The sequence below is a fragment of the Thermobaculum sp. T2p genome, from assembly GCF_059335935.1.
Genome location: NZ_JANZYQ010000008.1, coordinates 46,633 through 72,430 on the forward strand (window position 1 = coordinate 46,633; position 25,798 = coordinate 72,430).

Below are 25,798 nucleotides of genomic sequence, written 5' to 3' on the forward strand. Positions count from 1 at the left end.
CCTTTGGAGAAAGCCCCTGGTATGGAGTCGTTGAGGGAGGAGCTGCGCCGTCTGGGATGTGGCCCCCTCCGGCGGGTGTCGCGCGTGAGCGGGGGCAGGCACACCTTGCTGCTGAAGCTCGAATGCGAGCCCGGTAACTACTGCCTGCGGGTGTTCCCTCCGGGTCAGGATGGCTTGGCGCGTAGGGAATGGCTCATCATGCGGGGCCTGCAAGGGTCCACAGTGCCGGTGCCCCAACCGTATGCCGTGCTGTCGCTCCAGGGAAGGTCGGCCATCCTTATGGATTGGTGCTCTGGCCGCACGCTCCTCGATGAGCTGAGGCGTCGCCCTTGGCTGGTATGCAAGCTGGGGTCGATGATGGGCAGGGTGCAGGCCAGGCTGCACAGCGTACCAGTGCCCCCCGAGCTCCTGGCGGAGGTGCCCTTCTGGCTCGAGGAACCCTGGCTGGACGCGGAGCTCAGGACCCGACTTGGGGCGCTCTCCGACGGGCCCCAAGCCCTCATGCACCTAGATATACATCCCCTCAACGTCATGACCGACGGCAGGCGGGTCACCTGCCTGCTGGACTGGGCGAACGCACGCCTGGGAGATCCCAGGGCCGACTACGCTCGCACGCTGTCGATCTTGAGGCTGGAGACCGAGGGGCTGAGGCCGCTCGAGCTGGTGATGCTCCGCTTGTTCGAGCTGGGCTGGAGGTGGGGATACGCATCTGCGCGCGGGAAGCCAAAGCACATGGCTCCGTTTCTAGCTTGGGCCGGCGAGCTCATGCTGCGCGATAGGGGGCCCAGGCCCGGGCGGGAGGACCCTATGTCGCCGGAGGGATTAGCTAGGGTGCGGCGCTGGGTCGCCACATGGAGGCACCGCTCTGCCCATGGGCGATGACTCATCTGTGTCTTCGTATGCTAAACATTACTAATAATTAAAAAATCTATTGAGTAGATTATAGTAAACGTATATTATAGAGTTGGGAATTTCCCTAAGATGTCTGTAGGAGGGTTACATGACCAAGCTGGATAGAAGAAGTTTTCTCAGGTTGTCGGCTCTCTCGGCAGGCTCGCTGCTGCTTGCCGCCTGTGGGGGCAGCCCGGCCTCCACGCCCACCAGTGGGCCTACGAGCTCCCCATCGGCGTCACCATCGGGCTCTCCTTCGGGGTCACCTTCGACCTCTCCAAGTCCTGTGGCCACAGCTGCCGCCGACGTAACTCCCCAGGCAGTGGCCACGCCTGTGCAGAACATAGGCCAGGCCACGCCCGAATCCTACACCGGCAAGTACAACGAGGCGCCGATGCTTGCCGAGATGGTGAAGGCCGGCAAGCTGCCGCCCGTGGAGCAGCGCCTGCCCAAGCATCCCTACGTCGTGCCCCACAAGTGGGTCCAGCAGGGCAAGTACGGCGGCAAGCTACTCATGGCCTGCACCGATCAAGGCGACTGGGCTACGGGCCACCTGATCCAGGAGTCCATGTATGGTCACTCGCCGCTGCGGTGGCTGCGCGATGGCCTGCAGATAGGCCCTGGGCTGGTGGAATCCTGGGAATCCAACGAGGACCAGACCGTGTGGACCTTCCACCTGCGCGAGGGACTGCGATGGTCGGACGGCGAGCCCTACACCACCGCGGACATTCTCTTCTGGTGGGAGGATGAGGTGCTCAACCCCGAGCACCCAGAGGCGGTGCCCTTTGAGCTGGTGTCGGCCAACGGCAACCCCGCCAAGCTGAAGGCCATAGACGACGTCACGCTGCAGATCACTTTCGATGCTCCTGCCCCACTCCTGCCGGGGCTGATGGCCTGCTGGGTCAAGCGTGGGATCGGCCCCCGCTGGATGGACCCCAAGCACTACCTCAAGCAGTTCCACCCCAAGTACAACCCCAAGGTGGGGAAAGATTGGGTGGACACCTTCAACGCCAAGGCGGACTTCGCCACCAACCCTGAGTGCCCCACGATGACCGGCTGGCGCCTCAAGGAGTACAAGCGCGGCCAGTACACCATATGGGAGCGCAACCCTTACTACTGGTGCGTCGATAGGTGGGGCAACCAGCTGCCGTACATCGATACCATCCAGCACAACAACGTGCAGGACGCTGAGGTGCTCAAGCTCAAGTTCACCCAGGGAGCGGTGGACTACGTGCACGGTGGCTTCGTCCCCATCAACGTGGAGGACATAGCTACCTTCAAGCAGGCGCAGCCGCGCAGCAAGCTGCAGATCGAGCTGTGGGACTCCGGCTCGGGCACGGCCTCCGTGTTCTTCTTCAACTACGACTACATCGATCCCGAGATGAGGAAGCTCATCCGCAATCCCAAGTTCCGCCAGGCCCTCTCCTACGCCTACAACAGGCAGAACGTACAGAAGCTGGTGTACCTGCAGACCGGCGAGATCACTACCGGTACCACCAGCCCCAAGTCCATAGAGTTCGTGTTCAACGACGAGGGACGCAACGTCTACAAGCAGTGGCGGGATTCCTACGCCACCTACGACCCGGAGAAGGCCAAGCAGATGCTCGATGAGCTGGGAGTGGTGGATAAGAACGGCGATGGCTGGCGCGAGCTGCCCAACGGCGGCAAGCTCCTCATCACCCTCGACTACCCCGCATCTGAGCCCCAGAGCAGCGAGCACGTCCGCAAGAACGAGCTGCTGGCCAAGGACTGGCAGGCCATAGGGCTCAACGCCAGAGCTAACCCTCAGCCACCTACGGGCTATGACGACCGCTGGAACGCCGGCAAGATCCTCTCCAAGACCGCCTGGGAGGTGAGCGATGGGCCCAACTCCCTCGTCAACCCCACCTGGCTCATCCCGCTGGAGACCTCCCGCTGGGCGCCGCTCCATGGCCAGGGCTACATCCTGAAGTCCACCGATCCCAAGAAGATCCAGCAGCAGAAGAACCTCGATCCCTGGAAGAGGCAGCCCCCGCACGTGCTGCCGGAGCCCGGTGATCCTATAGATCGGCTGTACAAGGCGTACGACAAGGCCCGCAGGGAGACCGACCCCATCAAGCAGCACAAGCTCGTGTGGGACATCGTCAAGATCCACGTCGAGGACGGCCCGTTCTTCATGGGCTGCGTGGCCAACTACCCAAGGATAGTCCTATATAAAGAGGGGCTCATGAACGTGCCCAAGAGGGAGGACCTGGCGCTGCACGGCTTCGTCAACACCTGGATTCACCCCACGCCGGCGGTGTACGATCCCGAGGCTTACTACTGGGACAATCCCCAGGAGCACATGTAACCCCCTGCGCTACGTCCCGACCCTACGGGGTCGGGACCTACTCCCCTTGCCAGAAGGCCTCGGCCGCCCCGTCCACCTGCGCCCTGCTCAGCTCTCCGTCGGCAAAGAGCAGCCTGTAGCGCAGCGCCAGCCTCCCACCCGCAGGCAGGCTAAGGGGCTCGTCGAACATGAAGGCCGCCGAGGCGCAGGCGTAGGGCTCCTGCCGCACGAACCACTGGGTGGGGAAACGAGGATTATGGGGGTGGTCGATGAATGCAATGGCGGCAGGCCTGCCTGCCTCGTCCCGGCCGATGTAGGCCAGCCAAGGAGACCGACGCCCCATCATCTCGGGCCCATCGCCATCCGCCGCCAGGATGCGTCCTCCGATGAAGGGTGCGGGCCCTCGCCAGAAGAGCCCACCGTAGCCGGCCATGGGGCGGCCGTCCGTCGTGGGCGACCGAAAGACGAGCTCCCTGCCAGCAACGTTGTGCAGGTCGAATCTTAGGGTAAGTCCCCACAACCCTGCCTCCCACACGTGCGGCACTATGGTGCGCGTTTCCTCCAGCAGGCGGCTGCCATCGTGTCCTATCCATCCTATGGCCTCTGCCAACTCGTGTTCGCCCTTGTGCTGCCAGCCCTCGTGCTGCTCTACCCCCTGGTTCTCGATGCGCACGTACCCTTGGTCGCGCACGAAGGAGGGCCCTCCCCAGAAGTTGTGCCCCGAGAGGTTGGTGACGGTCATCGAGATCCCTACGTGCCAGGGGTGGTCCGCGGGACGGTAGTCGGTGAGGAGCACTCCCCCCAGGGTGCGTACCGGGTGGAAGTAGGGGCGCGGAGATTCGTACCTAGGAGTGTCGGGCCGATAGACATACCTGCATAGGTACCGCCCTTCGTGTTCTACTGCCATGTAGCCTTGTGAGTCTTCCAACCTGATCTGCATGTCCTTATTCCTCCTGAATGCGCAGCACTTCCAAGGCGCTGACGTCGGGTTCTATACCTATGCCCGCTACCTCCGGCAGCCATACCTGCCCATCGTGCTCCACTTCCTCCTTGGTGGGGTAGAGTGCGGAGTCGTCGAGGAATTGGCTGCCGTTGAGCGCTGCTGGCCCCCCAAAGCCAAACGCTGCCCCCAGCTGGCAGGCGGCGAGCTTGGTGAGCATCGAGTCGGTGAGCCCACTGATGAGCAGTGGCAGGCCGAGGGCTCGGGCTAAGTGTACCTGCTCGACGCTGGGCCACAGCCCTCCGCTGCGGGTCACCTTCACCACTAGGTAGTCCACCAGCCCCTCGGAGGCGTAGAGCAGGAAGTCGGAGGGGCTTACCGAGGCCTCATCCACCGCCAGCGGCAGCGGGCACCTGGGCCTAAATGCTCTCATGAGGTGGGGCTTGTCAGCGGCAAACGGCTGCTCGAGCACGTCCACGCCCGCCTCCGCTAAGCCCTCGGCTACCCGCACGGCTCGCTCCACGGCCAGACCCTGGTTGGCATCGGCCCACACGAATGCCTCCTCCCCCGCCGCCTCGCGGATGGCGCGCGCCACCTGCACGTCGGTCTCCGGCCGCACCCCCACCTTGAAGTTGAAGTGGCGGAACCCATTTGCCTTGGCGGCCGCCACCTCCTCGGAGGCGGCCTCAGGATCGTGCGCCGTCACGGTGTAGCTGAGCGCCACGGCTCGGGGCTCTGGGCTACCGCCTAACAGTGCCCGCAACGGCATCCCCAGAGCGCGCGCCAGCAGGTCGTGCACCGCCATGTCGAGCGCCGCCCTGGCGATGGGTTGGCCCGTGCTGGGGCCTCGACCTATAGCCGCGTCCATGCGAGCTTGCAGGCCCACAAGGTCGCTGGCCGGCGTACCCACGACCGCAGGGATGAGGTGTCGCCTGAGCGTGGTCACCACCGTCTCCAGCGTCTCGTAGGACCATCCTGGCATGGGACGACACTCGCCCCAGCCGTAGTTGCCAGCATCATCTAGCACTCGCACGAAGACGAACTTAGCTGTCTCGCCGACCTTGCCCGCCGAGCCCGAGGAGAATGTAAAGGTCCCGATGATCGGTAGCTCTACAGGATACACCTCCACACGGCTGATCGTGGGCACCTTCATCCGACCTTCCCCGCCAGGTGGTGGTAGAAAGGATCGCCCTCGACTATGGACCCTCGGGCCACAGGCTGCCGGGTAGCCGCGGACTTGTACAGAGCACTCATGAACTCTATTATCCTCCTGGCTTCCTGCCCGCTGACAAGGGGACGCTCCCCCCGCTCCATGCTGTCCAGCAGGGCAGAGATCTGGGCCTCATGGGAAGATGGTACATCTATGTCGGCTGGGTAGTCCAGGGGGTTGGGCAAGTCGCGCTCTGGGGCTGGGGTGAAGCTCCAATTGTCGCGGGAGTACCCGTAGAGTGCACGTACCTCGAGCGTCGCCCCCTGCAGGTCCAGCCGGAGGTAGCTCTCCTGCCTTGGGGAGAGCACGCTGTTGACGATGCTGGCCAGCGCGCCGCCCTCGAAGCGCACGATCGCCATCGAGACGTCGTCCACCTCGATCTGGCGGTCCAGCGTGTCTGCCACGGCGGTCACCTCCCGCCACTCTCCCATCAGCCAGAGCAGCAGGTCCATCAGGTGTATGCCGTGGCCGACAGTGACTCCACCAAGCTCCGTGGCCCATTTGCCTCGCCAGGGGATGGAGTAATATGCCTGGTCGCGGTACCAGGTGGTGTTGCATACGGCCACGAGCGGCCTGCCGAGCTCTCCTGAGCGTATGGCCTGCTGCACGCGCTGACCGGCGGTGCCGAACCGCCACTGGAATACGGTGCTGCAGTACCTGCCCGTGCGCTCCTCGGCCGCCGCTATACGGTCGAACTCCGCCAGCGACCCGCATAGCGGCTTCTCACAGAGCACCCAGGCGCCGGCTTCCAGGCTGCGGAGGACTAGGTCCGTGTGCGTCCAAGGCGGGGTGCAGATGTGCACCAGGTCGGGCGATTCCGCCTCCAGCATCTGCTCGATGCTGGGGTAGCGCCGTGCTATGCCGAACTCGTTGCCAAAGGCCTCCAAGCGGGAGGGGTCGGTGTCGACCAGGGCGACGACCTCCACCCTGTCCCGCAGGGCATGCAGCGCCCTCATGTGGGAGTGGGCTATGCCGCCGGTGCCAACTATAGCTGCGCGCACTGTCAACGTGATCACCTCTCAGTATTATAGGTCACGTCAATTATATATCATATATAAAAATGCAGCATAGTCCATGGGACACGTGCGCTTGGGGCTAGGGCAGCACCTGGTCCTGCGGGATCGGCGTGCGGACGCGCTCCACCGGCGTGCAGTCCTGGTACCTGATGGCCGTGTCCACCTGCTTGCCGCCGGCCGGGGCATCGTCCGGCAGCGATGGATCGCCCAGGATCTGTCGGAAAGAGCCGCCGTTGGGGGAGGCGATCTCCGACACCGGCGCTCTGTGCTGGCCGGTGGCATCCATGATGTAGGCCATGTACCTAGCCATGGACCTCTCCGCGTTGCTCTGGGGAGCGATCAGCGAGGTGCCGGTCATGTTGTGTAGGTCGAAATCTCCCCTCAGGACGACGATCGCCCACCTCGGGTCGGCCGGGTCGTAGTTGGGGCTCGGACAAACACCTATGCTCAGCAGGTCGTCCAGCACGAGATCGCGCACGAGCACCACCTCCGGCTTGGTACCGTCCGCCGCGTACCACTGGAGGGCGTAGTCAAGCGCCCGCTCAGCAAGCTCGGCGCGCACGTCGTCCGCGAGCGGGGTCCCGCTGTTGGCCACCTGCTCGTAGCTCCCGCTGCTGGCTCCCTTGGCATCTCCCCTGGAGCTCCTGAGCGTGGCCACGCCCACAGCCACCGCCCCCAAGGTGAGCAGAGCTATGAGCAGCACTCCTAGGAATCTGTAATAGGTCTTCATCTGTTCTCCTCCTGCGCGCCTGCTACCTGCCCCGGGTCGTCCATGAGTAGTTGGAGGTGCTGCAGGCCGTGCTGTAAGCCGATGACACGTTCTCCTCGTACGAGTCGTAGCAGTAGCTATACCACACGCCGTCCTTGAAACGGTTGGTGTCCGTGCTGGCCCTGGGCGGCAGGCCTACGGCGGGCGAGCTCTCGATGCCCACTGCCACCCTTTCCAGCGACACCGTGCCCAGATCTTGGGACGCCAGCTCAACGCAGCCGCTCCCGCTGAAGCAGATATATCCCTTCCAGATGGAGCCGTTCAACGTCCAACCGCTGGTGTATCGGTAGCGCGTATTCTCGGACAACACGATGGACGGGTCGATCTCGCGGTTTTTCAAGCCGTTGACGTTCTCCCAGGAAGCGTAGGGATAGACCTTGGTGCAGCTCCACCTGCAGTCCTTGGTAGGACCAGTCTCTATATAGCCGTTGAAGTTCCAGTTGGTGACTCCGACTGGGGCTGCCTGCCAGCCACTGGCGAGAGGATCGGCATCGAAGCTCAACCAGGAGGACACACCGTCGTAGGTTCTGGCCTTGTGAAACGTCACGGCGAAGTTGTTGGGGGGCACGGCCGAGAGAGCGCTCTGGACATGGTCAGGAGGGGGAAGACCGAACAAGCAGCCAATGACGATCAGGTATACCAAAGATCTCTTGCTTACCCCATCTTGATTTAACCCTAACTATAGAGCCATTCTAATTATAAATCGACTGTAAAGCCCTTTCAACAGCTCTTTAGGATTTTAGTACATCTATTTGCGGCATGTGATCGCCAAAGGCTATGGGGCACCTCTTGGGCCTGGGAGGAGTGCAAACTCCTCTCCTGCTAGTCTACACGGCTACCACCGGGCGAGGTCAGTGCTCTGAGCCGGGCTACAGCTCACCAGTTCAGCTGCCTGCCGGGGATCTCCTTAGGTCCCTGGTGCAAGGGACCCCTATCTTCACGCTCAGGATGAACGCGCTGCTCCTCCAAGCAACATTTATTTACATAATATGAGTGCTCTTGCTGAGTTCGTCGATGCATGTGAGGCGTGTGGAAGGGGCATAGCTTATGGCACGCTCTTTGCGTCCAGGTAATGCTCGCGTACTCAGCAGGAGGTAAAGCATGCGCGTTCCGGGTATCGAATTAATCAGGAGGGCGGAGAGGAAGGGTAACGAGGTCGAGGTACCGATGACTCGCCAGCTAGGGCTCGTGGACTTCTTCAAGCAGGTACTGAGGGAGGCGCAGGAGGACCATCTATCGGTGTTCGCCGGTCACCTTACCTACAGCGGGCTGTTTGCGATCTTCCCCTTCATGGTGTTCCTCATCTCGCTGCTCGGGGTGTTTCAGGCCACGGAGCTGGTGAACGAGCTGCTCGACCGTGCCTCGGCAGCGATGCCCCGGGAGGCTGTGGACCTGATAGGTGGTCCCATCAGGCAGATAGCCCAGAGCAAGGCCACTGGAGCGTTCGGGCTCAGCGCGCTGGTGTCCATCCTGCTGGCCTTGTGGGGAGTCTCTGGAGCGTTCCGCTCGGTGATGGAGGCGATGAACGTGATGTACGAGGTCAAAGAGAGCAGACCCATGTGGAAGCGGTACCTGATATCCATCTTGCTCTCGCTCGGGGCGGCGATGCTGATCATCTCCGCGCTCGTGCTGGTGGTGTTCGGCGCCGACATAGCCACTGCCATAGCCAGGGCTTCTGCCGACCTGGGACCGGTATTCAGATGGACCTGGATCATCCTGCAGTGGCCTGTGCTGGTGGGCTTCGTCCTGCTCGCGTTTGCGCTGATCTACTACTTCGCGCCCGACGTCAAGCAGCGCTTCCGTTTCATTACGCCGGGCTCGGTCATGGGGGTAACGCTCTGGCTGGTGTTCTCGCTGCTCTTCTCGCTGTACGTCAACAACTTCGGCTCCTACAACAAGACTTATGGTACTCTAGCGGGCGTGATCGTGCTCATGCTCTATATGTATTATTCCGCGTACATCCTGCTGCTGGGGACGGAGATCAACCAGGTGATCGAGTCCCATGCCCCAGGTGGCAAGCAGGAAGGGGAGAAGGTGCCGGGAGATAGTGAGCATTCCGCTTCGGGGTCGCAACCTAGTGGGCGGGAGGGGGTGGCCGTGATGAGCTCCCAGCGTGGCTCGGCCCTGCCCGGTGTGGTCACCTACCTGGTGCTGCTGATGATCGGCCTGGTGGGCACTAAGCTGCGGCACTAGCTGCAGCCCTGATCTGTTCGCCTTTGAACATTTCCCAATATTTATAATTGAAGAAGAGACCCTATAGGCTTCTCTGGGGGGCTTGCTATCGCCGGACGCGCCGGCTGGGAGTCGAGCACTCTCAGGGCTCGTCTCTTGCTATCATGGTGATCGTGATAGGTGATCTTACGGAGAAAGAGCGTATATCTGGAAAGCTCCTGTTGCTGCTGGCCGTGGCTTGCGGCATCACGGTGGGCAACCTATACTACAGCCAACCCCTCCTGCCGCAGATGGCCGGCGACCTGGGAGTATCTGACGCCCGCATAGGCTGGGTGGTGTCGCTCTCGCAGCTGGGGTACGCTCTGGGCCTGCTGTTGCTCGTGCCCCTAGGGGACAGGGTGGACCGCAGCCGGCTGATATTCCTTACGGCCTCGGCCTCCGTGCCGGTGCTGCTGCTGTTTGCCCTGGCGCCCTCGGCGGTCATCTTGCTGCCCCTCTCGCTGCTGCTGGGCTTCGTGACGGTCACTCCACAGGTCATCGTTCCCTACGCTGCGGGCCTGGCGGATGCCGAGGGCAGGGGTAGGGTCATCGGGACGGTGATGAGCGGCCTCTTCGTGGGGATAGTGGTCGCGCGCGTGGCCAGCGGCTTCCTGGGGCAGCTGCTGGGTTGGCGCCTGGTGTACGTGCTCGCGGCGGTCGCCACGGCGGCCCTGCTGCCGCTCCTCAGGCGCCTGCCCCGCAGCGTCTCCGGGGTGGGGCACTCCTACGGACGCCTGCTGCGCTCCCTGTGGCAGCTGCTGCGGGATGAGCCCGTGCTGCGGCAGTCGTGCTTTCTTGGGGCGACCACCTTCGCCTGCTACAGCGTCCTGTGGGCGACGCTGGCCTTCTACCTGGAGGGGCCATCGCACGGCTACGGCAGCGCCGTCACGGGCCTCTTCGGGCTGACGGGGCTGTCCGGGGCGCTCACCTCGATGGTCGTGGGCAGGGTGGCCGATGCGCGGGGGCCCTTGCGGACGATCGCCGCTGGGCTGTTCCTGCTGCTCCTGGCCTACCTCTGCCTATTGGGAGGGGCGCTGCTCCCGCTGCTGGCCCTGGGAGCCGTGCTGCTGGATGCCGGCACGCAGTCGGTGCACATCTCCAACCAGACGCGGGTGCTGGGGCTATCGGGGGAGGCGCGCAACAGGCTGAACACCGCCTACATGGTGACGTACTTCGCCGGGGGAGCGCTGGGCTCCTACTTGGGGGTGGCCGCGTGGAACGCTGCCGGCTGGCTGGGCGTGTGCTTGATTGGCCTGGGGACAGCGTGCGTGGGCGCATTAGGCTACGCAACTTTTATCCTTCACAGGAGGCCTCAGGGTAGGTCCTCCTGAGAAATCGGATATATGTGGTTGCTACCGAATCCACTATAGCCTTGCGGCCCCGCAGCCTTTATCTATATCGCAGTTAGACCTCTTATGTCTATGTTGACTAGATTATCATCTAGTTGTACAATCAAATCAAATGCCTATGGGGTTGACAATATGATTAAAAAAAATCCTGACTTCTGGGATGCCATCTCTCTACAGGTCTAGCTCTCGCCTCTTGCTGCTCGTCATCTCCCTAGCTTACTTAACTGCTTTATCTCCCATGCTCGCTGTACAAGCCTCTACAGTCCATCAGCAGCTTTGGTGGGATGATGCTGTTGCTGGGGGCAAGATGATATACCTCAACTATACTCGGTACGGGGGCGCCGTAAGCCATGCGGACAGCACTTGGTCCTCATTAGGGAAAGTAAATATATATCCAAAGCCCTCTAACTCCAGCAATTGGAATCTAACAATCAATGAATACAACCAGAATGATGGGCTATGTGGTAAGTATGCCCTTGGCGAGATAAAGCTCAATGTGTACTACTTTGCCAACTACAATGATTGGAACAGAAAATCCTGTGTGGCTCATGAGTTTGGGCATGCTCTGGGTATTGGTGATCATGATGAAGAGTATAACTGTGTGGCTCTGATGTATAGGGTTGTGGGGTGTTTTATTTCCCCTCAGAGCCACGATAAGAAAGACTATTACGATAGATGGCAGTAGCGATCTGCTAGGAGGAGAACCATGGCTGGGAACAGAGCTCTCTCGCGTCGGGTGTGGGTGCTGGTGTGTGCACTGCTGGTGGCCGCCTACGTAGTATGGATCAGCATCCCTGCTACGAGGCAGGTCGAGGGCAGCTGGGTCACCGATTTCAGCGATCGCAGGAAGCTTGTGGGTTATGCAGATGCAGTGTTTGTGGGGAGGGTGATCGAGCGGACCGAAGAGGTCGCGGACCTCAGATGGCCGAGCACGCGCTTCCGTGTGCAGGTGCTAGAGGTGATCAAGTCTACCCGCCGGCTGGATCCCTCCAAGCCAGACTCCGAGCCCTCGAGGCAGGTATCGCTGCCCAGCAGCATCATCGTCGACCAGTACGGTGGCTACACCAGAGACCTGAACGGTAAGCTGGTGAAGGTGGTCTTCGACGGGCAGGAGCTACTCGAGCCTGGCGGGACCTACGTGCTAGCGACCTCCTATGACGCTGACCGCGGGTGGTACCACGTACTGCCGATGGGTGCCGTGGCGGCGGACGATGCCGCGGCTCGCGATCGGGCCGTGGATAGCTTCAGGCAAGCGGTCGCTGAGCAGGTGCCCTACGAGGCTAATGCTGCTGAGTAGCACCGGGTACTAGGGGTTCGAGAGGTAGCTGTACCTGCGTGGCTGATACTGCAGGAAGCTCGTCCAGGGGACGTATCTGTAGACCACCCTGTCCATGCCGGCGTAGGCAGTGGACTCCCACACGAACGCGCCGTTGCCGTCCACCGAGCTGACCAGGCGCACGTGGGAGTTGGGCTGGTTCATGATATCGCCCGCCTCCAGCGACCATGGCCCGGGCAGCACATAGGAGATGTTCGGCAGGGTGGCCGTGTAGTACTTCTGATCCGACCTGCCCCAGGCCCTCGTGACGAACCCCGAGCAGTCCACCCCGCGCGAGCAGCTCTCCACGCCCACGTTCGTCTCGGCTATGTCCCCAGCCTGGTAGCCTCTATCCAGGTAGTAGTTGTAGGTGCCGACGGTGTCCCACCCGCCCCAGTCATAGGCCACGCCCGTGTAGGTTCCAGGTGAGAGCAGGTAGCGAGGGGCGTCCCTACCACTACAGGAGCCGGATATGTTCGTGCTCGTGTAGTAGCGGGAGTCGTTGACGTACTCCCAGGCCCTCTGGGCTATGGCACTTCGAGATGTGTAGGTGCCAAGGGTCTTGGTGGGGCTGGAGGTGGTCACAGTGCCCTTGGGGAATAAAGGTTGGAGGCTGGAGCTGAATGCCAGCTTGATCACCTTGGCGCTGTCCTCTCGCGTCACTAGGCCGTACACGCTGCCGTCGGGAGCGATCGCCAGCGGATGCGCCACGTTAACGTACTGCTGGTTGATCGGGAACCGCGCTACCCCCAGCAGCTTGCCATCGGCGCCGTAGTGACGCACCGTGTAGTCGAACCTGAAGAAGCCGCTGGAGTTAGGTGCTAGATCCACTACGGTGACGTAGAAGCTACCGCCTGAATATTTAGAAGCCGGGTTGATCCCCAGCAGCCGCAGCCCCCCCAGATAGTTGTTGGTCCAGACGTTGCGCACCACATCGCCCACCTGAACGCTGCCGGCGCGCGGCCTCTCCCTTGTAGCAGGGGTGATGGTTATGGTCTTGCCGTTGATGGTAGCTCCTCTCACCCAGGCTCGGGAGAGGGTGCCATCCGGAGACAGCAGCCTGTACTTGACGATGCCCCTTGCCTCCAGGTAGAGCTCGCCGTCCTGTCCCACGATCAGCCCGGTGATGGATCTCTCCAGGGAGGAGGGTATAGCGTACCTCTGGATGAGCTTGCCGTCGTAACCTAGCTTGAGGATGCGGATGGCAGGCGAGCCACCGTCCAGCGCCACCAACCCGTACGGCGTGGCCTTGAGGTCGGTTATGCCCACCGCGCCGTAGGGCTTGAGGTCTATGGTGCCCAGCACTTTCCCCTCGGCCGAGACGTGCGTGAGCTTGTCGACGTAGGAGTTAGAGATCCAGAAGGTGCCATCAGAGGCGACCGTGAGCGCTGTGGGTCCCCATTGCAGCTCCTCTGGTTGATCCGCCATGGAGTACATCACCGTGTTGCCACCTTCTTGCAGGGAGAATTCCGTGAGGTTGGTGCCCGATCCAGGTCCCTCGGCGGCCGCGGGCCGGTAGATGCCCAGCAGGGCGAGCATGCAGCCGCAGATCGCTAGCCTTCTCATAGGGGTGACCCCTTTGTTGTCTATAAGCGACGTATATAGCATAAAAATTGCGTCAAGTTTAATCCATAGCCAATTTAGGCTAATCCTACCTGGGAGTCGTGTGCCCCCACAGGTTTTCTGGTATCGTAGTACCTGGTGGACAAAATCCTACTGGGGGAAAAGCATGATAAAGTTAGGGATCATTGGTTGTGGAGACGTGGCGTTTCGCTCTTATTTCCCGGTGCTAGCTCAGCTGGAGGAGGCCGAGGTGGTGGCCTGCTTCGATACCGTGGCTGAGAGGGCGCAGAGGGCGGCGGCCGGCTTCCAGGGAGCCAAGGCCTACACCTCGTACGAGGAGTTCCTGGCGCATCCTGGGCTTGAGGCCGTGATCAACCTCACTCCCGCCCCGCTGCATGCTCAGGTCACCGAGGCGGCTCTGAGGGCTGGTAAGCACGTGCTCTCCGAGAAGCCGATAGCGGGCAAGGTCGAGGAAGCGCAGGCTCTCATAGGGCTCGCCAAGGAGCAGGGGCTGCTGCTGCTTGCGGCGCCGGCGGTCATGGCCACCCCACGCTTCAAGTGGGTCAAGCAACTGCTGGCCTCGGGACGTATAGGTACTCCGACTTTGGCGGTGGCCCAGATGGCGACCATGGGTCCTGCTAGCTGGAGGGAGTACACCGGTGATCCCACGGTCTTCTACTCGGCGGCCGTGGGGCCGGTGGTGGACATCGGGGTGTACGCGCTGCACGCGGTCACGGGGCTCTTGGGTCCCGCCAGGCGGGTGCAGGCGATGGGAGGTATAGCCATCCCCGAGAGGACCGTGCTTGCGGGCCCCCACGCCGGCAAGAAGATCCAGGTGGAGGCCAACGACCACGTGCTGATCCAGCTAGATTTCGGACACAATCGTTTCGCGCAGGTGCTCGCCAGCTTCGCGGTGCCCAACAGCAAGGCGCCGGCGATAGAGCTCCACTGTACCGGTGGTACCCTTAGCCTTGATATAACTAGATGGTATCAGGGTTACGGCTCGATCGATGTGTATCTTGAGGATGGCTCCGAGGTGGGTCTGGAGGGCTGGATCGACAACCTCTATCCCCCCTTGCTCGAGGAAGGCCCAACTTTCGGCCTGATAGGTTATGGCCCGGCACACTTCGTGCGTTGCCTGGCAGGCAAGGAGGAGCCGATCCTCACCGCGGAGCACGCCACGCACGTGCTGGAGATCATGAACAAGATCGGCGATTCCATCAGGCAAGGCAGGGCGCTGGACCTTGACACCAGCTTCTGATGATTGGACAATTCACCTTACGATACGTATATAGGAGGTATTTATGGGGCCGGATAACGTGGCACTCGAGCTGTACACGCTGAGGGAGCAGGCGCGGGAGGACTTCCCAGGGGCCCTCAGCGCCGTGGCCGAAGCGGGTTATAGGGCGGTAGAGTTTGCGGGCTACGGTCAGCACACCCCCCAGGAGCTAAGGGCTTTGCTGGATGATCTGGGGATAAAGGCGATCAGCGCGCACGTGCCCTACCAGCGCTTCGAGCAGGAGTTCGATAAGGTCATTGAGGAGCTGCATGCGCTCGGCTGCGAGTATGCGGTCGTGCCCTACACCACAGAGGAGCTGCGCAACAGCCCGGAGGCCGTCAAGAGGCTTGCCGAGACGTTCAACCGCTGGGGGGAGCGCTGCGCGACCGAGGGGCTGCGCTTTGGATACCATAACCACGCGTTCGAGTTCGAACCTCTGGGTGAGGAGACGATGTACGACCTGCTGGCGGCCAACACCGATCCGGCGTTCGTCGACCTGCAGATCGACATCTACTGGGTGATGTACGCCGGACGGGACCCCATCGAGCTTATTCGACGGCACTCCGGGCGCGTGCCCACCCTGCATGCCAAGGAGATGTCCAACAAGCCCGACAGGTCCGATACCACAGTGGGCGATGGCATCACGCCGTGGCCTCAGCTCCTGGCGGCGGCCAACGCCTCGGGCACGCAGTGGCTCATAGTCGAGCAGGAGGATAGTCCTTCCGACGTTTACCAGGACATCAAGCGCAGCCTGGAGAACCTGCGTAGGCTGATATCAGCATCACTGGGTTCCTAAGGAGGTGAGCACATGTCGCAGACCAGCAATGAGCTTGCTTCCGGAAGATTCCCCGAGGGCTTCACATGGGGCACCGCCACTGCCGCCTACCAGATAGAGGGGGCGGTGCGCGAGGATGGTAGGGGGGAGTCCATCTGGGACCGCTTCAGCCACACCCCTGGCAAGACCTACAACGGCGACACCGGCGACGTGGCCTGCGACCACTACCACCGTTGGCAGGGTGATATAGAGCTGATGCGCCGCCTGAACGTCAACGCTTACAGGTTCTCGATCGCCTGGCCCCGCATCCTGCCCGAAGGGTGGGGCAGGGTCAATCCGCCGGGGCTGGACTTCTACGACCGCCTGGTGGATGCTCTCTTAGCCGCAGGTATCACCCCCTGGGTGACGCTGTACCACTGGGACCTGCCGCAGGCCCTGGAGGATCGTGGCGGTTGGCCCAACCCCGATACCGCTAAGGCCTTCGCCGAGTACGCGGATGTGGTCACCCGGCGGCTGGGCGATAGGGTCAAGCACTGGATCACCCTCAACGAGCCCTGGGTGGTGGCCTTCCTGGGCTACTTCACCGGCGAACACGCCCCCGGTCGGAAGGAGCCCGAGGTATACCTGCCGGTGGTACACAACCTGCTGCTGGCCCATGGTCTCGCCGTGCCGGTCATCAGGGATAATTCCCGCGACTCCCAGGTCGGGATCACGCTCAACCTGACACATGCCTACCCGGCCGGCGATAGCGCCGAGGACGAGGCCGCCGCCAGGCGCATGGATGGCTTCATGAACCGCTGGTTCCTCGATCCACTGTTCACCAAGGGGTATCCCCGCGATATGGTCGACGTGTTCGGGTCGTGGGTACCCTCCTTTGACGAGTCGGACCTAGAGGTGATAGGTGCGCCCCTCGATTTCCTGGGGGTGAACTACTACAGCCCTTCGTTCGTGAGGCACTCCGAGGGTAACCCGCCGCTGCACGTGGATCAGGTGCGCGTGGATGGCGAGTACACCGATATGGGCTGGCTGGTGTACCCCCAGGGACTGTACGACCTCCTGACGCGGTTGCACAGGGACTACTCACCCACGGCCATAGTGATCACCGAGAACGGTGCGGCCTATCCGGACGAGCCGCCTGTCGAGGGTCGGGTGCACGATCCTAAGCGCGTGGAGTACTACGCCTCGCACCTGGACGCCGCCCAGCGCGCTATCCGCGATGGGGTGCCCCTGCGTGGGTACTTTGCGTGGTCCCTCATGGACAACTTCGAGTGGGCCTTCGGCTACAGCAAGCGATTCGGGCTATACTACGTGGACTACGAGACGCAGGAGCGCACCCTCAAGGACAGCGGCATCTGGTATAGCAGAGTGGTGGCTGAAGGGCAACTAGTGTCCACAGAATCCGTATAGATGTAACCTCTCGTGTCCCCTTGCGTTCTGTATAGGGGGTGGCGTCCCCACCCCCTATCGTGATTTTCTTATCGTCCTCTTACGTTCGTGATATCTTCCCTTGAAGTTCGCATCCTAAACTCATAATCAAACGCTTGGCCAGCGTTGACTTTATAAGAAGAAAGGGGGGATGCGAACCAAGGCACGACGACCTACAAGGACTAGGATACCCCATATCCGTGGCATAGGCTAAAGCAGACCCTTAGTGGAAAGGAGGTGTGACTACTTGAGACAATTACGAAGGCTGGGGTTTATCGCATCTGTGGGGCTCGTGTTGCTGACGTTGGTCTTCTTTAGCGCCAACGCCGTCAACGCACAGACTAGCTCCACAAGCAGCGATAACTACTACCAGCAGTTCATCAACAAGGTGGCGCAGATCCTCGGTAAGAAGCCCCAGGAAGTGCAGTCCGCCATGACTCAGGCCAGCGAGGACGTGATCGACCAAGCCGTGAAGGACGGCAAGTTGACCAAAGAGCAGGCTCAGGAGATCAAGTCCCGCATACAGGAGACTGGGAGGCCGTTCCCGTTCTTCGGCCACCATATGCACGGCCCATTCTTCCCAGTTGTGGTGGGCACGGTATCCAAGGTCAGCGGTAACACCGTCACGGTGAAGACCGATGATGGCAAAAGCAAGACCGTGCAGATCTCTGCCGATACCGTGATCCGCAAGGATGGTCAAGAAGCCACCAAGAGCGACATCAAGGTGGGCGAGTTCGTGCGGGTGATGGGCCAAGAGAACTCCCAGGGTGTCGTCGAGGCAAAGGCTGTGCTGATAGGGGAAGGGGACTTCGTACGGCACCACAGAGGTTGGCCAGATGATGATGGTGCAGAGAACATCACTGGGGTGACCTCTAACTCCCAATAGGTGCCCACAACAGCTATCATAGATCCCAGGGGATCCTTCCCCTGGGATCCCATGTGAGGTTGGTGTATGAAAGCTATGGTGATTGCTAAGTTGCATGTGCCGAGGGGCGTAAAGCTAGTGGCTGGGCTCATGTTGAGCGCAGTCGCTGGCCTGCACCTCTCGGAGGTGCCTGCCCACCTTCAGCAGGGACTGTATTGGTCCTCAGCTGTATTCTCTTTGGGTGCCATGTTGGCGCTGGTAGCTGTGTTCGGCGTTTCCAAGGACAAGTGGGGTTGGGGCTGGGTGCTTGGCGTGCTGACATGTGGGGCCTTGCTGGCGGTATATCTCCTAGATAGGGTCTTGCATCTGCAGGGCTTCGACGTTTGGCTCTCACCAGATCCTAAGCCCATCGTCTCGGTCTATATTGAGCTAGCCTTTATAGTGCTGTGGCTGCTGGGTCCAAGCAGGGTCCAGAGCTGGTACAACTACGTGCTCACCGTGTCTACCATGCAACAAGAGGTCTCCAGGCGATCTACAGTTAGGAGGACTTAGCCTTGCTGCAAGATGATGGACCTATCGGTAGGTTACTCACTAGAAGAGAGGTACTCGAGCTCTTTGGTATGGCGAGCATGTCCTTCCTGTTGGGATGCACTTTCCCTAATGATGTTGACAGCCACTTGCCCACCCCCACAGCTACGCCCAGCACTACCGCCTGCGTGGTGCGTCCCGAGCTCACTGAGGGCCCATACTTCGTCGACGAGGATCTGCATAGGTCGGATGTGCGCACGGACCCAGTTGACGGCACGAGGAAGGAGGGAGTGACGCTAGCCCTGACCTTTCGTGTGATGCGGATGGGCGAGGCCTGCGAACCCCTGCCGGGCGCGCGCTTGGATATCTGGCAATGCGATGCTCTGGGTATATACTCCGACGTATCTGACCCCAACTTCGATACCACTGGGAAGAAGTTCTTGCGCGGCTACCAAATAACCGATGACAGAGGGGTCGCTCGATTCACGACCATCTACCCTGGATGGTACAGCGGCAGGGCAGTGCATATTCACTTCAAGATCCGCTATCCACGAAGCGGGTCCCAGACGTACGATTTCACATCCCAGCTGTTCTTTGACGAGGACATCACGGATCGTGTCCACTCCACTCAGCCCTATGCTTCCAAGGGCCCCAGGGACACTAGGAACTCCCAAGATCTCATCTACAGGCAAGGGGGAGACCAGTTGCTGCTCGTGCCCGCAAGCGTCGGGCGATCCTACTCGGCCTCGATAGCGCTCGCACTCGACCTTTCCTAAGGGTTGGGTTCAGCTGAGAACAACTGGGTATGCCATGCGAAGGCTGCTACGCAGCAGGCACCCATTAGGCCCGCGACTGCCTCCAGGTGGCCGTGTCCGGGTAGCCATGGGAATGCAGAGGGCAGCGCTCTGGCTAGGACGGTGAGGTTGCCAGCGATCAGCAGCCCCCATCTCAACATGTTGTTCCTGGCATGGAGCTTTCCGAACCCTGGCAATAAGTGAGACCCCACGCCGAAGATGAGGAGTGTCGCAAAGCCTGCTCCCAGGGCGTGCCTATAGGCATCCTGCTTGCCTACTATCTCTAGTAGCACTCCCACGAGCAGCCATAGGTAGGCCGAAAGCGCCAGCAGCTGGGTGGGATCCCTCCATAAGGGCACTGTGTCCCGGGGGCGTGGCCTGCGCGGCTCAAGCAGCCGTAGGCCAGCTATGAAGAGCCCGGCTGCGATCAGGTAGAGACCCCGGCCGTCTGTACCCAGCAGCGACGAGAGCACCGCTGCCGACTGAACAGCCAAACCTACCCAGAGCAGGGGCATCTGGGGCATCTTGGTACGGAAGAGGATCGGGAAGTTGCGTGCCGACATGCCGACCGATACCGGCACGATGAATCCCTGCAGCATGAAGGTGATGACCAAGTCCAGGGAGCCCTCAGGATATATTCCATACCGGGTTACACTTTCCTGTATCGCGCCTAGAAGGTTGATCGCCGAAGCTGCCCACAGCGACAAAAAACCAACTAGGAAGAATGGTAGGACCTGCAGCATCGCCCTCATCTGACCAAGCGGTGGCCCATCCCTGAGCGTGCGCCAGTAGATAACCAGCGTGAGCGTGTAGCCCGCCAGCTCGAGCCATGCGCCGAGAACAACTACCCAGGCCGTGGCCAACCTCACCCAGCTGGATTGAGCGCCCGCCGCTACGGGTTGCGCCAGCAGCCTGCTCGCGAGCCCCCCTAGCAGCAGCCACAGCACCCAGCTGGTCAGGGGAGGGTCGAGCTGGCGAGCGCTGCGCAGCCGGGGCAGGAAGTGAAACCCTACACCCAGCACCATCAGCCCCACCCAGCCAAAGAGCTGTGTATGACCATGCGCCTGGGCGGTTGCCACCCACGCAGGCCCTGCTCCTTGGGAAGCCAGCAGGAAGAGGAGTGCTCCTGGCAGGAAGCCTCCTAGGATCGCCAGCGTGCATGATGCTTGTGCGTAGTGCTTCCAGGTCTGTGAGGACATGTTCACCTTCAATTCAGTATAAGGCCTAGCGGCAAGGTGTGTTTTGGATTAATATGAGATCGTTCTTGAGGATCCTACACACGATATGAGGAGGTTGAGGGTGTCGTTCGAAGCCAGAATCAGGGAGCTGGGGATGGAGATCCCCGAGCCCGCTAAGCCGCTTGCGGCCTACGTGCCGACCGTGCGCACAGGTAACTTGGTGTTCGTGTCGGGGCAGCTGCCCACCCGCGACGGCGAGCTGGTTGCCAAGGGCAAATTGGGTGAGGGCGTGACGCTCGAGCAGGGACAGGAGGCGGCGCGGGTGGCCGCTATCAACGCGTTGGCTGCCCTGAGGGCTGAGCTGGGCTCGTTGGACCTCGTGCGGAGGATCGTCAAGCTCACCGGCTATGTGGCCTCGGCGCCAGGATTCGTCGACCAGCCCAAGGTGATCAACGGTGCCTCTGAACTCATGCAAGAGGTGTTCGGGGAGAGTGGCAGGCATGCTCGCGCGGCCGTTGGGGTGTCTGAGCTGCCCAATGGCGCACCTGTGGAGGTGGAACTCATAGCAGAGGTGGCGGTCTAGGAGTCACAAGTTGTCTCTGAAGGTGACGCTGCCCACAGCCTATGGGGTTGCCAGCTATCCTCCTGGAGCCACTTTTGGCCCCAGGAGGCTGATGGATTATGAGTTTGTGTGGATCATGAACGGTAGTGCCGAGTACGAGTGCTTGGACGTGGGTGTTGTGTACCTGGCTGAGGGCTCCGTGGCCCTATGCCGGCGGGGTGTGATGGATATGTTCCGGTTCGATCACAAAGTCAGGACTAGACATGCCTACTTCCATTTCGACATCAGACAGCTCCCACACTACTGGCCTCCGGTGGAGTTTTGGCCATGGGTGTACGATGCCCAATCAGCAGGAGTATTAGTGCCACTATTCGGGCATGTGTTGACGTGCATGGAGCAGGGCAACGAGCAGCAGGCCGAGCTGGCCATAAACTTGATGCTGGAGGCCTATGTGGGAGGGGAGACGGGCATCCTATGGTCCAGCAGCCCTAACCTCCCAGAGCCAGTAGATCTAGCTCGCAGATATATAGCCCGTAGGCTGGATGAAGACCCCTCGGCAGAGATCTCCCTTGAGGATATAGCGGCGAGTGCTGGCGTCTCCCCAGAGTACCTATGCAGGCTGTTTCGCTCCCACACGGGACTGTCTCCGCTGGGGACCGTGCGCATATGCCGACTGGATCGCGCGGCCATGCTGTTGTTGCGCTCCAACTACACCATTACCCAGATATCCAGGATCTACGGCTTCTCCAGCCCCTTCCACTTCTCGCAGCGGTTCAAGGAGCTGTATGGCAGATCCCCCTCCCAGCTGCGTAGAGAGGCCCAGTTAGGGCAGGTACAGTTCGCTCCCATCCTCCCTGAGATGCTCTGATCTGGTCAATCTCATGTATGTTTAGGTTATTGTGCGGTATGGTCTTCTCATGTCCTCGGGATCATAATCTGGTCAACAGATCTATCGCGAGGAGGAAGCAGATGGCTACAGTGTTAGAGATATCTAGCTACACTGAGAGGACCGACAAGTACAGAGTATCCGTTGAGGAGTACATAACCTTCAAGAGGCAGGGCTTCTTGGTGGTGCGTGGACTCGTGCCTCAGGAGGACATAGAGCTGCTGAGGCAGCACACCGAGGACCTGATGCAGGGCAAGTTGCCCGAGCAGAGGGCGGCCAAGTTGGATGATAGATACCGTTCTGACTCTTCGGGCGTGAGCGTCCAGCCCCTGGCTGCGCCCCCCGAGCACCTGTCGCCCCAGGAGAAGGCCCAGTACTTCCTGCGCATCCACATGCTGCACCGCAAGCTGGAGCTGCACGAGCGCTTCTTGCTGCACCCCAGGGTGCTGGACGTGTTGGAGGTGCTCATTGGTCCAGACGTGCTGGCGCTGCAGACCATGCTGTTCCTCAAACCCCCAGGGAAGCCTGGCCAGGGGTGGCACCAGGATTCCTACTACATCCCCACGCATCCGGATAGCCTCTGTGGTGCGTGGATCGCCATAGATGAGTGCGACGAGCTCAACGGTGCCCTATGGTTTGCCATCGGCAGCCAGCACGAGCCGGTGTACCCGCCGAAGAAGGGCTACGGCTACGGAGACACCCAGATAGCTGACATCCAGAGGGTGGGAGGTGTGAGCAACCCCAACGACGAGGAGAACGATCTCACGCCCATAGCTGACAAGTACCCTCAGGTGCTCGTGGCCGCCAAGCCCGGGGACGTGGTGTTCTTTGGCGGGCACATCCTGCACCGCAGCAAGCGCAACTTCACGACCGACAGGTTCCGCCGAGCTTTCGTCGGTCACTACTGCAACGCGCGGTCCTTCACCCAGTGGGGCGCGGACACCGAGCCCGATAACCCCCACGCTGCCATCGCGGTTGACCCCGTCACCAAGATGACCAACGGCTCGCACATCCTGGCGCGGGGGGACACTCACTTGCCGTTCGCGAAGCCCCGCTTCGGCACTCCCTGTGCGGCGCTGCTCTCTCCCGAGGAGCGCAGGCAGCAGCGGGAGTACGCGCTTGCCGCCATGGGCGACATGGACAGCGGCATGATGGGCATGGAGATGACAGATCCCAACCAGCGCGACGATGATGATATGTAGGTGCTGTTGCTGAAGGGGGAGGCTTACTCCACCTCCCCCTTCTCGATTAGGCTCTGCAGCTTCTTGTACCAAGGTCTCTCCTGGTACCTCTTAGCTTCATCAGGACTCGGGAAGAGCTTCCTATAGAGCCTGTTCGCTAACTCCTTGCGAACGTTGGGATCGCTAGAGGCAGAGGCTATGTTGTCCACGATGTTCGGTCCTCTGCCCATATCTCTGGGCCTTAGACTATCGATCATCATCTGTAGGGTTTGCACTTTGGGGTCCACCGTGCTAGCTCGGGGTGTGCGCTCCTTGGTACCGGCTGTGTTGGTGTCCGTACCTGTACCCTGTGGGGAGGTTGTGGCGGAGCTAGCTATGGCCTTGTCCCCCTGTGTGTTCCCCTGGCCAGAGGGCCTGAACCTGCCGTAGCCAATGGCGGTCTTGGAGCCCGCACCAAGGCTGTTCAACGCTTCTATCAGGATCTGCGCGCCCTTCTCAAGCAGCCTCTGCCCTTTGTCCTTATCTCTGCGCCCATCTCCATCGCGGGCGATGGGGACCAGTGCAAACTCGAACTCGGAGTCAGGAGCCACCGTGAGGAAGTAGACGGGATTGGGCGACTGCCAGTCTCCAGGAGCCTTGCCTTGCTGGTAGTAGTCTGGGTAGTGCACGTTGAGGATGTCCAGCTCGAGATTGGGCACTCTGGTGGGGATGGCATCAAACACTATGAGCGAGCCCTGCTTAGGTTTGCGCTCGTACTTCCGGCGCGTCTCAGTATCTAGCTTAGACAGCAGCTTGTTTTCGTTATTGATGCTCTCATAGCCGAACAGCTCATCTACCTCTAGGACCTGCTCAAAGTAGGCCTGGATCTCCGCGGGGTTAGAATCTTCTCCTAGGATTTGTGGCGTCTTATAGGCTCGGATCACCCCCTTGACGCCGGAGGCCGGCAGGTAGGGCACACCCAGCGTGTGGTGCCACACGAAGCCGCTCTCCAGCGGGTGGTGAGCGCCCGTGCCGGACATGAAGCGCCAGTCGGTCCGCAGACGGATGGTCCTTCCCCCTAGCTTCTGCACCAGCTCCCTGCGCCGCTGCAGGTAGTCTTCCAGCTCTGGCTGCAGATCCTTCCATTCGCTCAGGCTTATAAAGCCCTGTAGGAAGATCTTGATCACGGAATCTTTTTTGCTGTCTTTATTAACATCGACCTCTTTTTTGATCCCGTTCAGAGGATCGTCTTGCTGCCAGTTCCAGGCGTCAATGAACTTATCGTACAGGAGAGATGGATTGCCCTTGTGTTTCTTGATGGGATCGACTCTCTTGAACACTTCTTGGATCGATTTGTATAGGGGCAATTTATACCTATAGTTTTGCTCATTGTTAGACTCAGCTGAGGGTCGATGTTTTCTGGTGTCTTGCCGTTGTTCGTTGCCCCTACGTTGGTTGTGCTTTTTGTCTCTCCCCCTGCTCATGGTTGGCTCTCCGATCTACCTATGTAAGCATCAGAAAAGCGTCTCATCCATCCTAGCAACTCCAAAACCTCAGTTTGTGCGCGTATATAAGCGCCCCTATCTCCCTCCATGAGTGCCCTCATGAGCCCGTCTTTGCCGTAACTGTTCTGGTGGTATATCCCCCTATTGGCGATGACCCACTCCGACAGCTGCTCGTAGAGCTTGAAGCTGGCCCTATCTCTATCTCCTTGTGCATCGGCCAGTAGGAACGCCAGCGTCTGACCAAGACCGTTGTTCAGGATCATGCCGGGTAGCCGGAGGCAGAGGTTGGAGTAGTCTTCATTTAATTTAGGATCTTTTTTGTTATATATAGACATCACCTTGTCCAGGGCGAACTTAGCTCTCTGCTGAGACAGTGTCCTGTTCATATGTTACTTCCCCCTGTAGATCTTGGTGAAGCACCAGCCGTTGCCCACAGTCTCGTTGCCCCCGATCTGTATGGGCTCGCCGTTGCCCAGCACATCGCCTATCGCGTCCATCACATCTTTGGCTTCCTTGAGGGCGTTGCCTCTAGGTGTTCGCGCGATGAGCAGGCTCCACATGATCGTCTCTGAGGGTAGCGTCTCTTCCTGCCAGAGGTTATTGCTGGTCTTGGTGGTGTCGTCCAGCACGATGCGTGAGGCCACCTGGGTGCCGTTGAGCGAGAGGTAGGCCATGTTCTCGTCGCTCACCACCACAAGGTGTTTTTCGAGCTTGGACTTGAAGTGGCTGCCGACCTCATCGGATATCAATGGGACGATGTGCTTTTGGATGAAACTCTTGAGATCTCCTTTTACCTTGACCTCGAAGTCCAGCTCCTCTAGCACTATACGACTTTGTTCCGAATCAAGGGCTTCCGGCAGGAGTGCTGTGTTGCCGTCAACCTCAAGGGCGGGCATCTGCACGTTGTTATCTATCTGCTTGAGGTCGCGCACCAGGCGTTGGAGGATCATCGGGCAGGTCACCCAAAAGAAGACCGATTGGATGGACCTCACCGGCAGCGCCAATAGCTTGGCCTCGCCCACTAGGATCGAGCCGGCGTGATCTTGGGCGTTGCCAGTTTCGGGGCCGAACACAGTCATGAGCTTGCCGTTCTTGCCCCACTTATCCGTAGCGGCTTGTCTTAGAGCGCCTTTGAGGCTAGATCCTGGTACTACGGGGAAGTTGGTATGTACCTCCCGCTGGATGGGCAGGTCGATGGCACCTATGGTGGAGCCTGAGCCCGCGTGCATCGCGGTGACTGAATAGAATGTGACTATCGCCTTCTCCATC

The 25,798-nt window shown here is 60.6% G+C and carries 26 protein-coding genes; 16 read left to right on the forward strand and 10 right to left on the reverse strand.

What is annotated here, in order from left to right; all coding sequences use genetic code 11:
* The first annotated feature begins 21 nt into the window (after positions 1-21).
* Positions 22-882, forward strand: coding sequence for a phosphotransferase family protein (locus N2245_RS04280; RefSeq protein WP_494535496.1), 861 nt, complete (start codon positions 22-24; stop codon positions 880-882).
* Positions 883-1,000: 118 nt separating this feature from the next.
* Positions 1,001-3,220: an ABC transporter substrate-binding protein gene (locus tag N2245_RS04285; RefSeq protein WP_494535497.1), complete on the forward strand. Its 2,220-nt coding sequence runs from the start codon at positions 1,001-1,003 to the stop codon at positions 3,218-3,220.
* Positions 3,221-3,257: 37 nt separating this feature from the next.
* Here the strand turns inward: N2245_RS04285 and N2245_RS04290 are convergent, their stop codons facing one another.
* Genes N2245_RS04290 through N2245_RS04300 form a run of 3 tightly spaced genes read right to left on the reverse strand, consistent with a single transcriptional unit; the run spans position 3,258 to position 6,305 of the window.
* Positions 3,258-4,139 (reverse strand): DUF6807 domain-containing protein, encoded by an 882-nt coding sequence (locus tag N2245_RS04290; protein ID WP_494535498.1) that lies wholly within the window; start codon positions 4,137-4,139, stop codon positions 3,258-3,260.
* A 4-nt stretch (positions 4,140-4,143) separates the two neighbouring features.
* Complete coding sequence (locus N2245_RS04295; protein WP_494535499.1) at positions 4,144-5,292, reverse strand: mandelate racemase/muconate lactonizing enzyme family protein; 1,149 nt, start codon at positions 5,290-5,292, stop codon at positions 4,144-4,146.
* Positions 5,289-6,305, reverse strand: a complete 1,017-nt coding sequence (locus tag N2245_RS04300; protein WP_494535577.1) for a Gfo/Idh/MocA family protein — start codon at positions 6,303-6,305, stop codon at positions 5,289-5,291. Before N2245_RS04300 ends, N2245_RS04295 begins: the two co-directional genes overlap by 4 nt.
* Here N2245_RS04300 and N2245_RS04305 point away from each other — a divergent pair.
* The gene (locus N2245_RS04305; protein WP_494535581.1) at positions 6,250-6,420 is read left to right on the forward strand and encodes a hypothetical protein; all 171 of its coding nucleotides are present in this window, start codon (positions 6,250-6,252) and stop codon (positions 6,418-6,420) included. The genes N2245_RS04300 and N2245_RS04305 overlap by 56 nt on opposite strands.
* Positions 6,421-6,444: 24 nt before the next feature.
* Here the strand turns inward: N2245_RS04305 and N2245_RS04310 are convergent, their stop codons facing one another.
* Positions 6,445-7,095, reverse strand: a complete 651-nt coding sequence (locus tag N2245_RS04310; protein ID WP_494535500.1) for a hypothetical protein — start codon at positions 7,093-7,095, stop codon at positions 6,445-6,447.
* A gap of 22 nt (positions 7,096-7,117) precedes the next feature.
* Complete coding sequence (locus N2245_RS04315; protein ID WP_494535501.1) at positions 7,118-7,681, reverse strand: hypothetical protein; 564 nt, start codon at positions 7,679-7,681, stop codon at positions 7,118-7,120.
* 554 nt (positions 7,682-8,235) lie between these two features.
* Here N2245_RS04315 and N2245_RS04320 point away from each other — a divergent pair.
* The 4 genes from N2245_RS04320 to N2245_RS04335 all read left to right on the forward strand — a co-directional run bounded on the left by N2245_RS04320 (position 8,236) and on the right by N2245_RS04335 (position 11,991).
* Positions 8,236-9,327: a YihY/virulence factor BrkB family protein gene (locus N2245_RS04320; protein ID WP_494535502.1), complete on the forward strand. Its 1,092-nt coding sequence runs from the start codon at positions 8,236-8,238 to the stop codon at positions 9,325-9,327.
* A gap of 47 nt (positions 9,328-9,374) precedes the next feature.
* The gene (locus tag N2245_RS04325) at positions 9,375-10,676 is read left to right on the forward strand and encodes an MFS transporter (RefSeq protein ID WP_494535503.1); all 1,302 of its coding nucleotides are present in this window, start codon (positions 9,375-9,377) and stop codon (positions 10,674-10,676) included.
* A 178-nt stretch (positions 10,677-10,854) separates the two neighbouring features.
* The gene (locus N2245_RS04330; RefSeq protein WP_494535504.1) at positions 10,855-11,379 is read left to right on the forward strand and encodes a hypothetical protein; all 525 of its coding nucleotides are present in this window, start codon (positions 10,855-10,857) and stop codon (positions 11,377-11,379) included.
* Positions 11,380-11,400: 21 nt separating this feature from the next.
* Positions 11,401-11,991 carry a hypothetical protein gene (locus tag N2245_RS04335; protein ID WP_494535505.1) on the forward strand — a complete coding sequence of 197 codons (591 nt, stop codon included), beginning with the start codon at positions 11,401-11,403 and terminating at the stop codon, positions 11,989-11,991.
* Positions 11,992-12,000: 9 nt separating this feature from the next.
* On the opposite strand, the gene N2245_RS04340 is transcribed toward N2245_RS04335, so the two are convergent.
* Positions 12,001-13,575, reverse strand: a complete 1,575-nt coding sequence (locus N2245_RS04340) for an NHL repeat-containing protein (RefSeq protein WP_494535506.1) — start codon at positions 13,573-13,575, stop codon at positions 12,001-12,003.
* A gap of 163 nt (positions 13,576-13,738) precedes the next feature.
* Here N2245_RS04340 and N2245_RS04345 point away from each other — a divergent pair, with 163 nt between their 5' ends.
* The 6 genes from N2245_RS04345 to N2245_RS04370 all read left to right on the forward strand — a co-directional run bounded on the left by N2245_RS04345 (position 13,739) and on the right by N2245_RS04370 (position 19,220).
* Positions 13,739-14,833, forward strand: coding sequence for a Gfo/Idh/MocA family protein (locus tag N2245_RS04345; RefSeq protein ID WP_494535507.1), 1,095 nt, complete (start codon positions 13,739-13,741; stop codon positions 14,831-14,833).
* 43 nt (positions 14,834-14,876) lie between these two features.
* Positions 14,877-15,647 carry a sugar phosphate isomerase/epimerase family protein gene (locus tag N2245_RS04350; RefSeq protein WP_494535508.1) on the forward strand — a complete coding sequence of 257 codons (771 nt, stop codon included), beginning with the start codon at positions 14,877-14,879 and terminating at the stop codon, positions 15,645-15,647.
* A 12-nt stretch (positions 15,648-15,659) separates the two neighbouring features.
* Positions 15,660-17,033: a GH1 family beta-glucosidase gene (locus N2245_RS04355; protein WP_494535509.1), complete on the forward strand. Its 1,374-nt coding sequence runs from the start codon at positions 15,660-15,662 to the stop codon at positions 17,031-17,033.
* Positions 17,034-17,298: 265 nt separating this feature from the next.
* Positions 17,299-17,937: a DUF5666 domain-containing protein gene (locus N2245_RS04360; RefSeq protein ID WP_494535510.1), complete on the forward strand. Its 639-nt coding sequence runs from the start codon at positions 17,299-17,301 to the stop codon at positions 17,935-17,937.
* Positions 17,938-18,003: 66 nt separating this feature from the next.
* The gene (locus N2245_RS04365; protein ID WP_494535511.1) at positions 18,004-18,468 is read left to right on the forward strand and encodes a hypothetical protein; all 465 of its coding nucleotides are present in this window, start codon (positions 18,004-18,006) and stop codon (positions 18,466-18,468) included.
* Positions 18,469-18,470: 2 nt separating this feature from the next.
* The gene (locus tag N2245_RS04370; protein WP_494535512.1) at positions 18,471-19,220 is read left to right on the forward strand and encodes an intradiol ring-cleavage dioxygenase; all 750 of its coding nucleotides are present in this window, start codon (positions 18,471-18,473) and stop codon (positions 19,218-19,220) included.
* On the opposite strand, the gene N2245_RS04375 is transcribed toward N2245_RS04370, so the two are convergent.
* Positions 19,217-20,437 carry a hypothetical protein gene (locus tag N2245_RS04375; protein WP_494535513.1) on the reverse strand — a complete coding sequence of 407 codons (1,221 nt, stop codon included), beginning with the start codon at positions 20,435-20,437 and terminating at the stop codon, positions 19,217-19,219. The two genes, N2245_RS04370 and N2245_RS04375, sit on opposite strands and share 4 nt — an antisense overlap.
* 100 nt (positions 20,438-20,537) lie before the next feature.
* Here N2245_RS04375 and N2245_RS04380 point away from each other — a divergent pair, with 100 nt between their 5' ends.
* The 3 genes from N2245_RS04380 (at position 20,538) to N2245_RS04390 (ending at position 23,066) form a co-directional block, all read left to right on the forward strand.
* Positions 20,538-20,999, forward strand: a complete 462-nt coding sequence (locus N2245_RS04380; RefSeq protein WP_494535514.1) for a RidA family protein — start codon at positions 20,538-20,540, stop codon at positions 20,997-20,999.
* 10 nt (positions 21,000-21,009) lie between these two features.
* Positions 21,010-21,846, forward strand: coding sequence for a helix-turn-helix transcriptional regulator (locus tag N2245_RS04385; protein WP_494535515.1), 837 nt, complete (start codon positions 21,010-21,012; stop codon positions 21,844-21,846).
* Positions 21,847-21,947: 101 nt separating this feature from the next.
* Positions 21,948-23,066 carry a phytanoyl-CoA dioxygenase family protein gene (locus tag N2245_RS04390; RefSeq protein WP_494535516.1) on the forward strand — a complete coding sequence of 373 codons (1,119 nt, stop codon included), beginning with the start codon at positions 21,948-21,950 and terminating at the stop codon, positions 23,064-23,066.
* A gap of 23 nt (positions 23,067-23,089) precedes the next feature.
* Here N2245_RS04390 and cmr6 read toward each other — a convergent pair whose 3' ends face one another.
* Genes cmr6 through cmr4 form a run of 3 tightly spaced genes read right to left on the reverse strand, consistent with a single transcriptional unit; the run spans position 23,090 to position 25,797 of the window.
* Complete coding sequence (gene cmr6 / locus N2245_RS04395) at positions 23,090-24,508, reverse strand: type III-B CRISPR module RAMP protein Cmr6 (RefSeq protein ID WP_494535517.1); 1,419 nt, start codon at positions 24,506-24,508, stop codon at positions 23,090-23,092.
* Complete coding sequence (gene cmr5 / locus N2245_RS04400) at positions 24,505-24,915, reverse strand: type III-B CRISPR module-associated protein Cmr5 (protein ID WP_494535518.1); 411 nt, start codon at positions 24,913-24,915, stop codon at positions 24,505-24,507. Before cmr5 ends, cmr6 begins: the two co-directional genes overlap by 4 nt.
* Before the next feature lie 3 nt (positions 24,916-24,918).
* Positions 24,919-25,797: a type III-B CRISPR module RAMP protein Cmr4 gene (gene cmr4 / locus N2245_RS04405; RefSeq protein ID WP_494535519.1), complete on the reverse strand. Its 879-nt coding sequence runs from the start codon at positions 25,795-25,797 to the stop codon at positions 24,919-24,921.
* Between the last annotated feature and the right edge of the window lies 1 nt (position 25,798).

What these genes read in the sequence shown, in the direction of transcription:
- N2245_RS04280 (WP_494535496.1), top strand. Translation starts at nt 22, where the DNA reads ATGGAGTCGTTGAGGGAGGAGCTGCGCCGTCTGGGATGTGGCCCCCTC.
- N2245_RS04285 (WP_494535497.1), top strand. Translation starts at nt 1,001, where the DNA reads ATGACCAAGCTGGATAGAAGAAGTTTTCTCAGGTTGTCGGCTCTCTCG.
- N2245_RS04290 (WP_494535498.1), bottom strand. Translation starts at nt 4,139, where the DNA reads ATGCAGATCAGGTTGGAAGACTCACAAGGCTACATGGCAGTAGAACAC.
- N2245_RS04295 (WP_494535499.1), bottom strand. Translation starts at nt 5,292, where the DNA reads ATGAAGGTGCCCACGATCAGCCGTGTGGAGGTGTATCCTGTAGAGCTA.
- N2245_RS04300 (WP_494535577.1), bottom strand. Translation starts at nt 6,305, where the DNA reads ATGAGGGCGCTGCATGCCCTGCGGGACAGGGTGGAGGTCGTCGCCCTG.
- N2245_RS04310 (WP_494535500.1), bottom strand. Translation starts at nt 7,095, where the DNA reads ATGAAGACCTATTACAGATTCCTAGGAGTGCTGCTCATAGCTCTGCTC.
- N2245_RS04320 (WP_494535502.1), top strand. Translation starts at nt 8,236, where the DNA reads ATGCGCGTTCCGGGTATCGAATTAATCAGGAGGGCGGAGAGGAAGGGT.
- N2245_RS04330 (WP_494535504.1), top strand. Translation starts at nt 10,855, where the DNA reads ATGCCATCTCTCTACAGGTCTAGCTCTCGCCTCTTGCTGCTCGTCATC.
- N2245_RS04335 (WP_494535505.1), top strand. Translation starts at nt 11,401, where the DNA reads ATGGCTGGGAACAGAGCTCTCTCGCGTCGGGTGTGGGTGCTGGTGTGT.
- N2245_RS04340 (WP_494535506.1), bottom strand. Translation starts at nt 13,575, where the DNA reads ATGAGAAGGCTAGCGATCTGCGGCTGCATGCTCGCCCTGCTGGGCATC.
- N2245_RS04345 (WP_494535507.1), top strand. Translation starts at nt 13,739, where the DNA reads ATGATAAAGTTAGGGATCATTGGTTGTGGAGACGTGGCGTTTCGCTCT.
- N2245_RS04350 (WP_494535508.1), top strand. Translation starts at nt 14,877, where the DNA reads ATGGGGCCGGATAACGTGGCACTCGAGCTGTACACGCTGAGGGAGCAG.
- N2245_RS04355 (WP_494535509.1), top strand. Translation starts at nt 15,660, where the DNA reads ATGTCGCAGACCAGCAATGAGCTTGCTTCCGGAAGATTCCCCGAGGGC.
- N2245_RS04365 (WP_494535511.1), top strand. Translation starts at nt 18,004, where the DNA reads ATGAAAGCTATGGTGATTGCTAAGTTGCATGTGCCGAGGGGCGTAAAG.
- N2245_RS04375 (WP_494535513.1), bottom strand. Translation starts at nt 20,437, where the DNA reads ATGTCCTCACAGACCTGGAAGCACTACGCACAAGCATCATGCACGCTG.
- N2245_RS04390 (WP_494535516.1), top strand. Translation starts at nt 21,948, where the DNA reads ATGGCTACAGTGTTAGAGATATCTAGCTACACTGAGAGGACCGACAAG.
- cmr6 (WP_494535517.1), bottom strand. Translation starts at nt 24,508, where the DNA reads ATGAGCAGGGGGAGAGACAAAAAGCACAACCAACGTAGGGGCAACGAA.
- cmr5 (WP_494535518.1), bottom strand. Translation starts at nt 24,915, where the DNA reads ATGAACAGGACACTGTCTCAGCAGAGAGCTAAGTTCGCCCTGGACAAG.
- cmr4 (WP_494535519.1), bottom strand. Translation starts at nt 25,797, where the DNA reads ATGGAGAAGGCGATAGTCACATTCTATTCAGTCACCGCGATGCACGCG.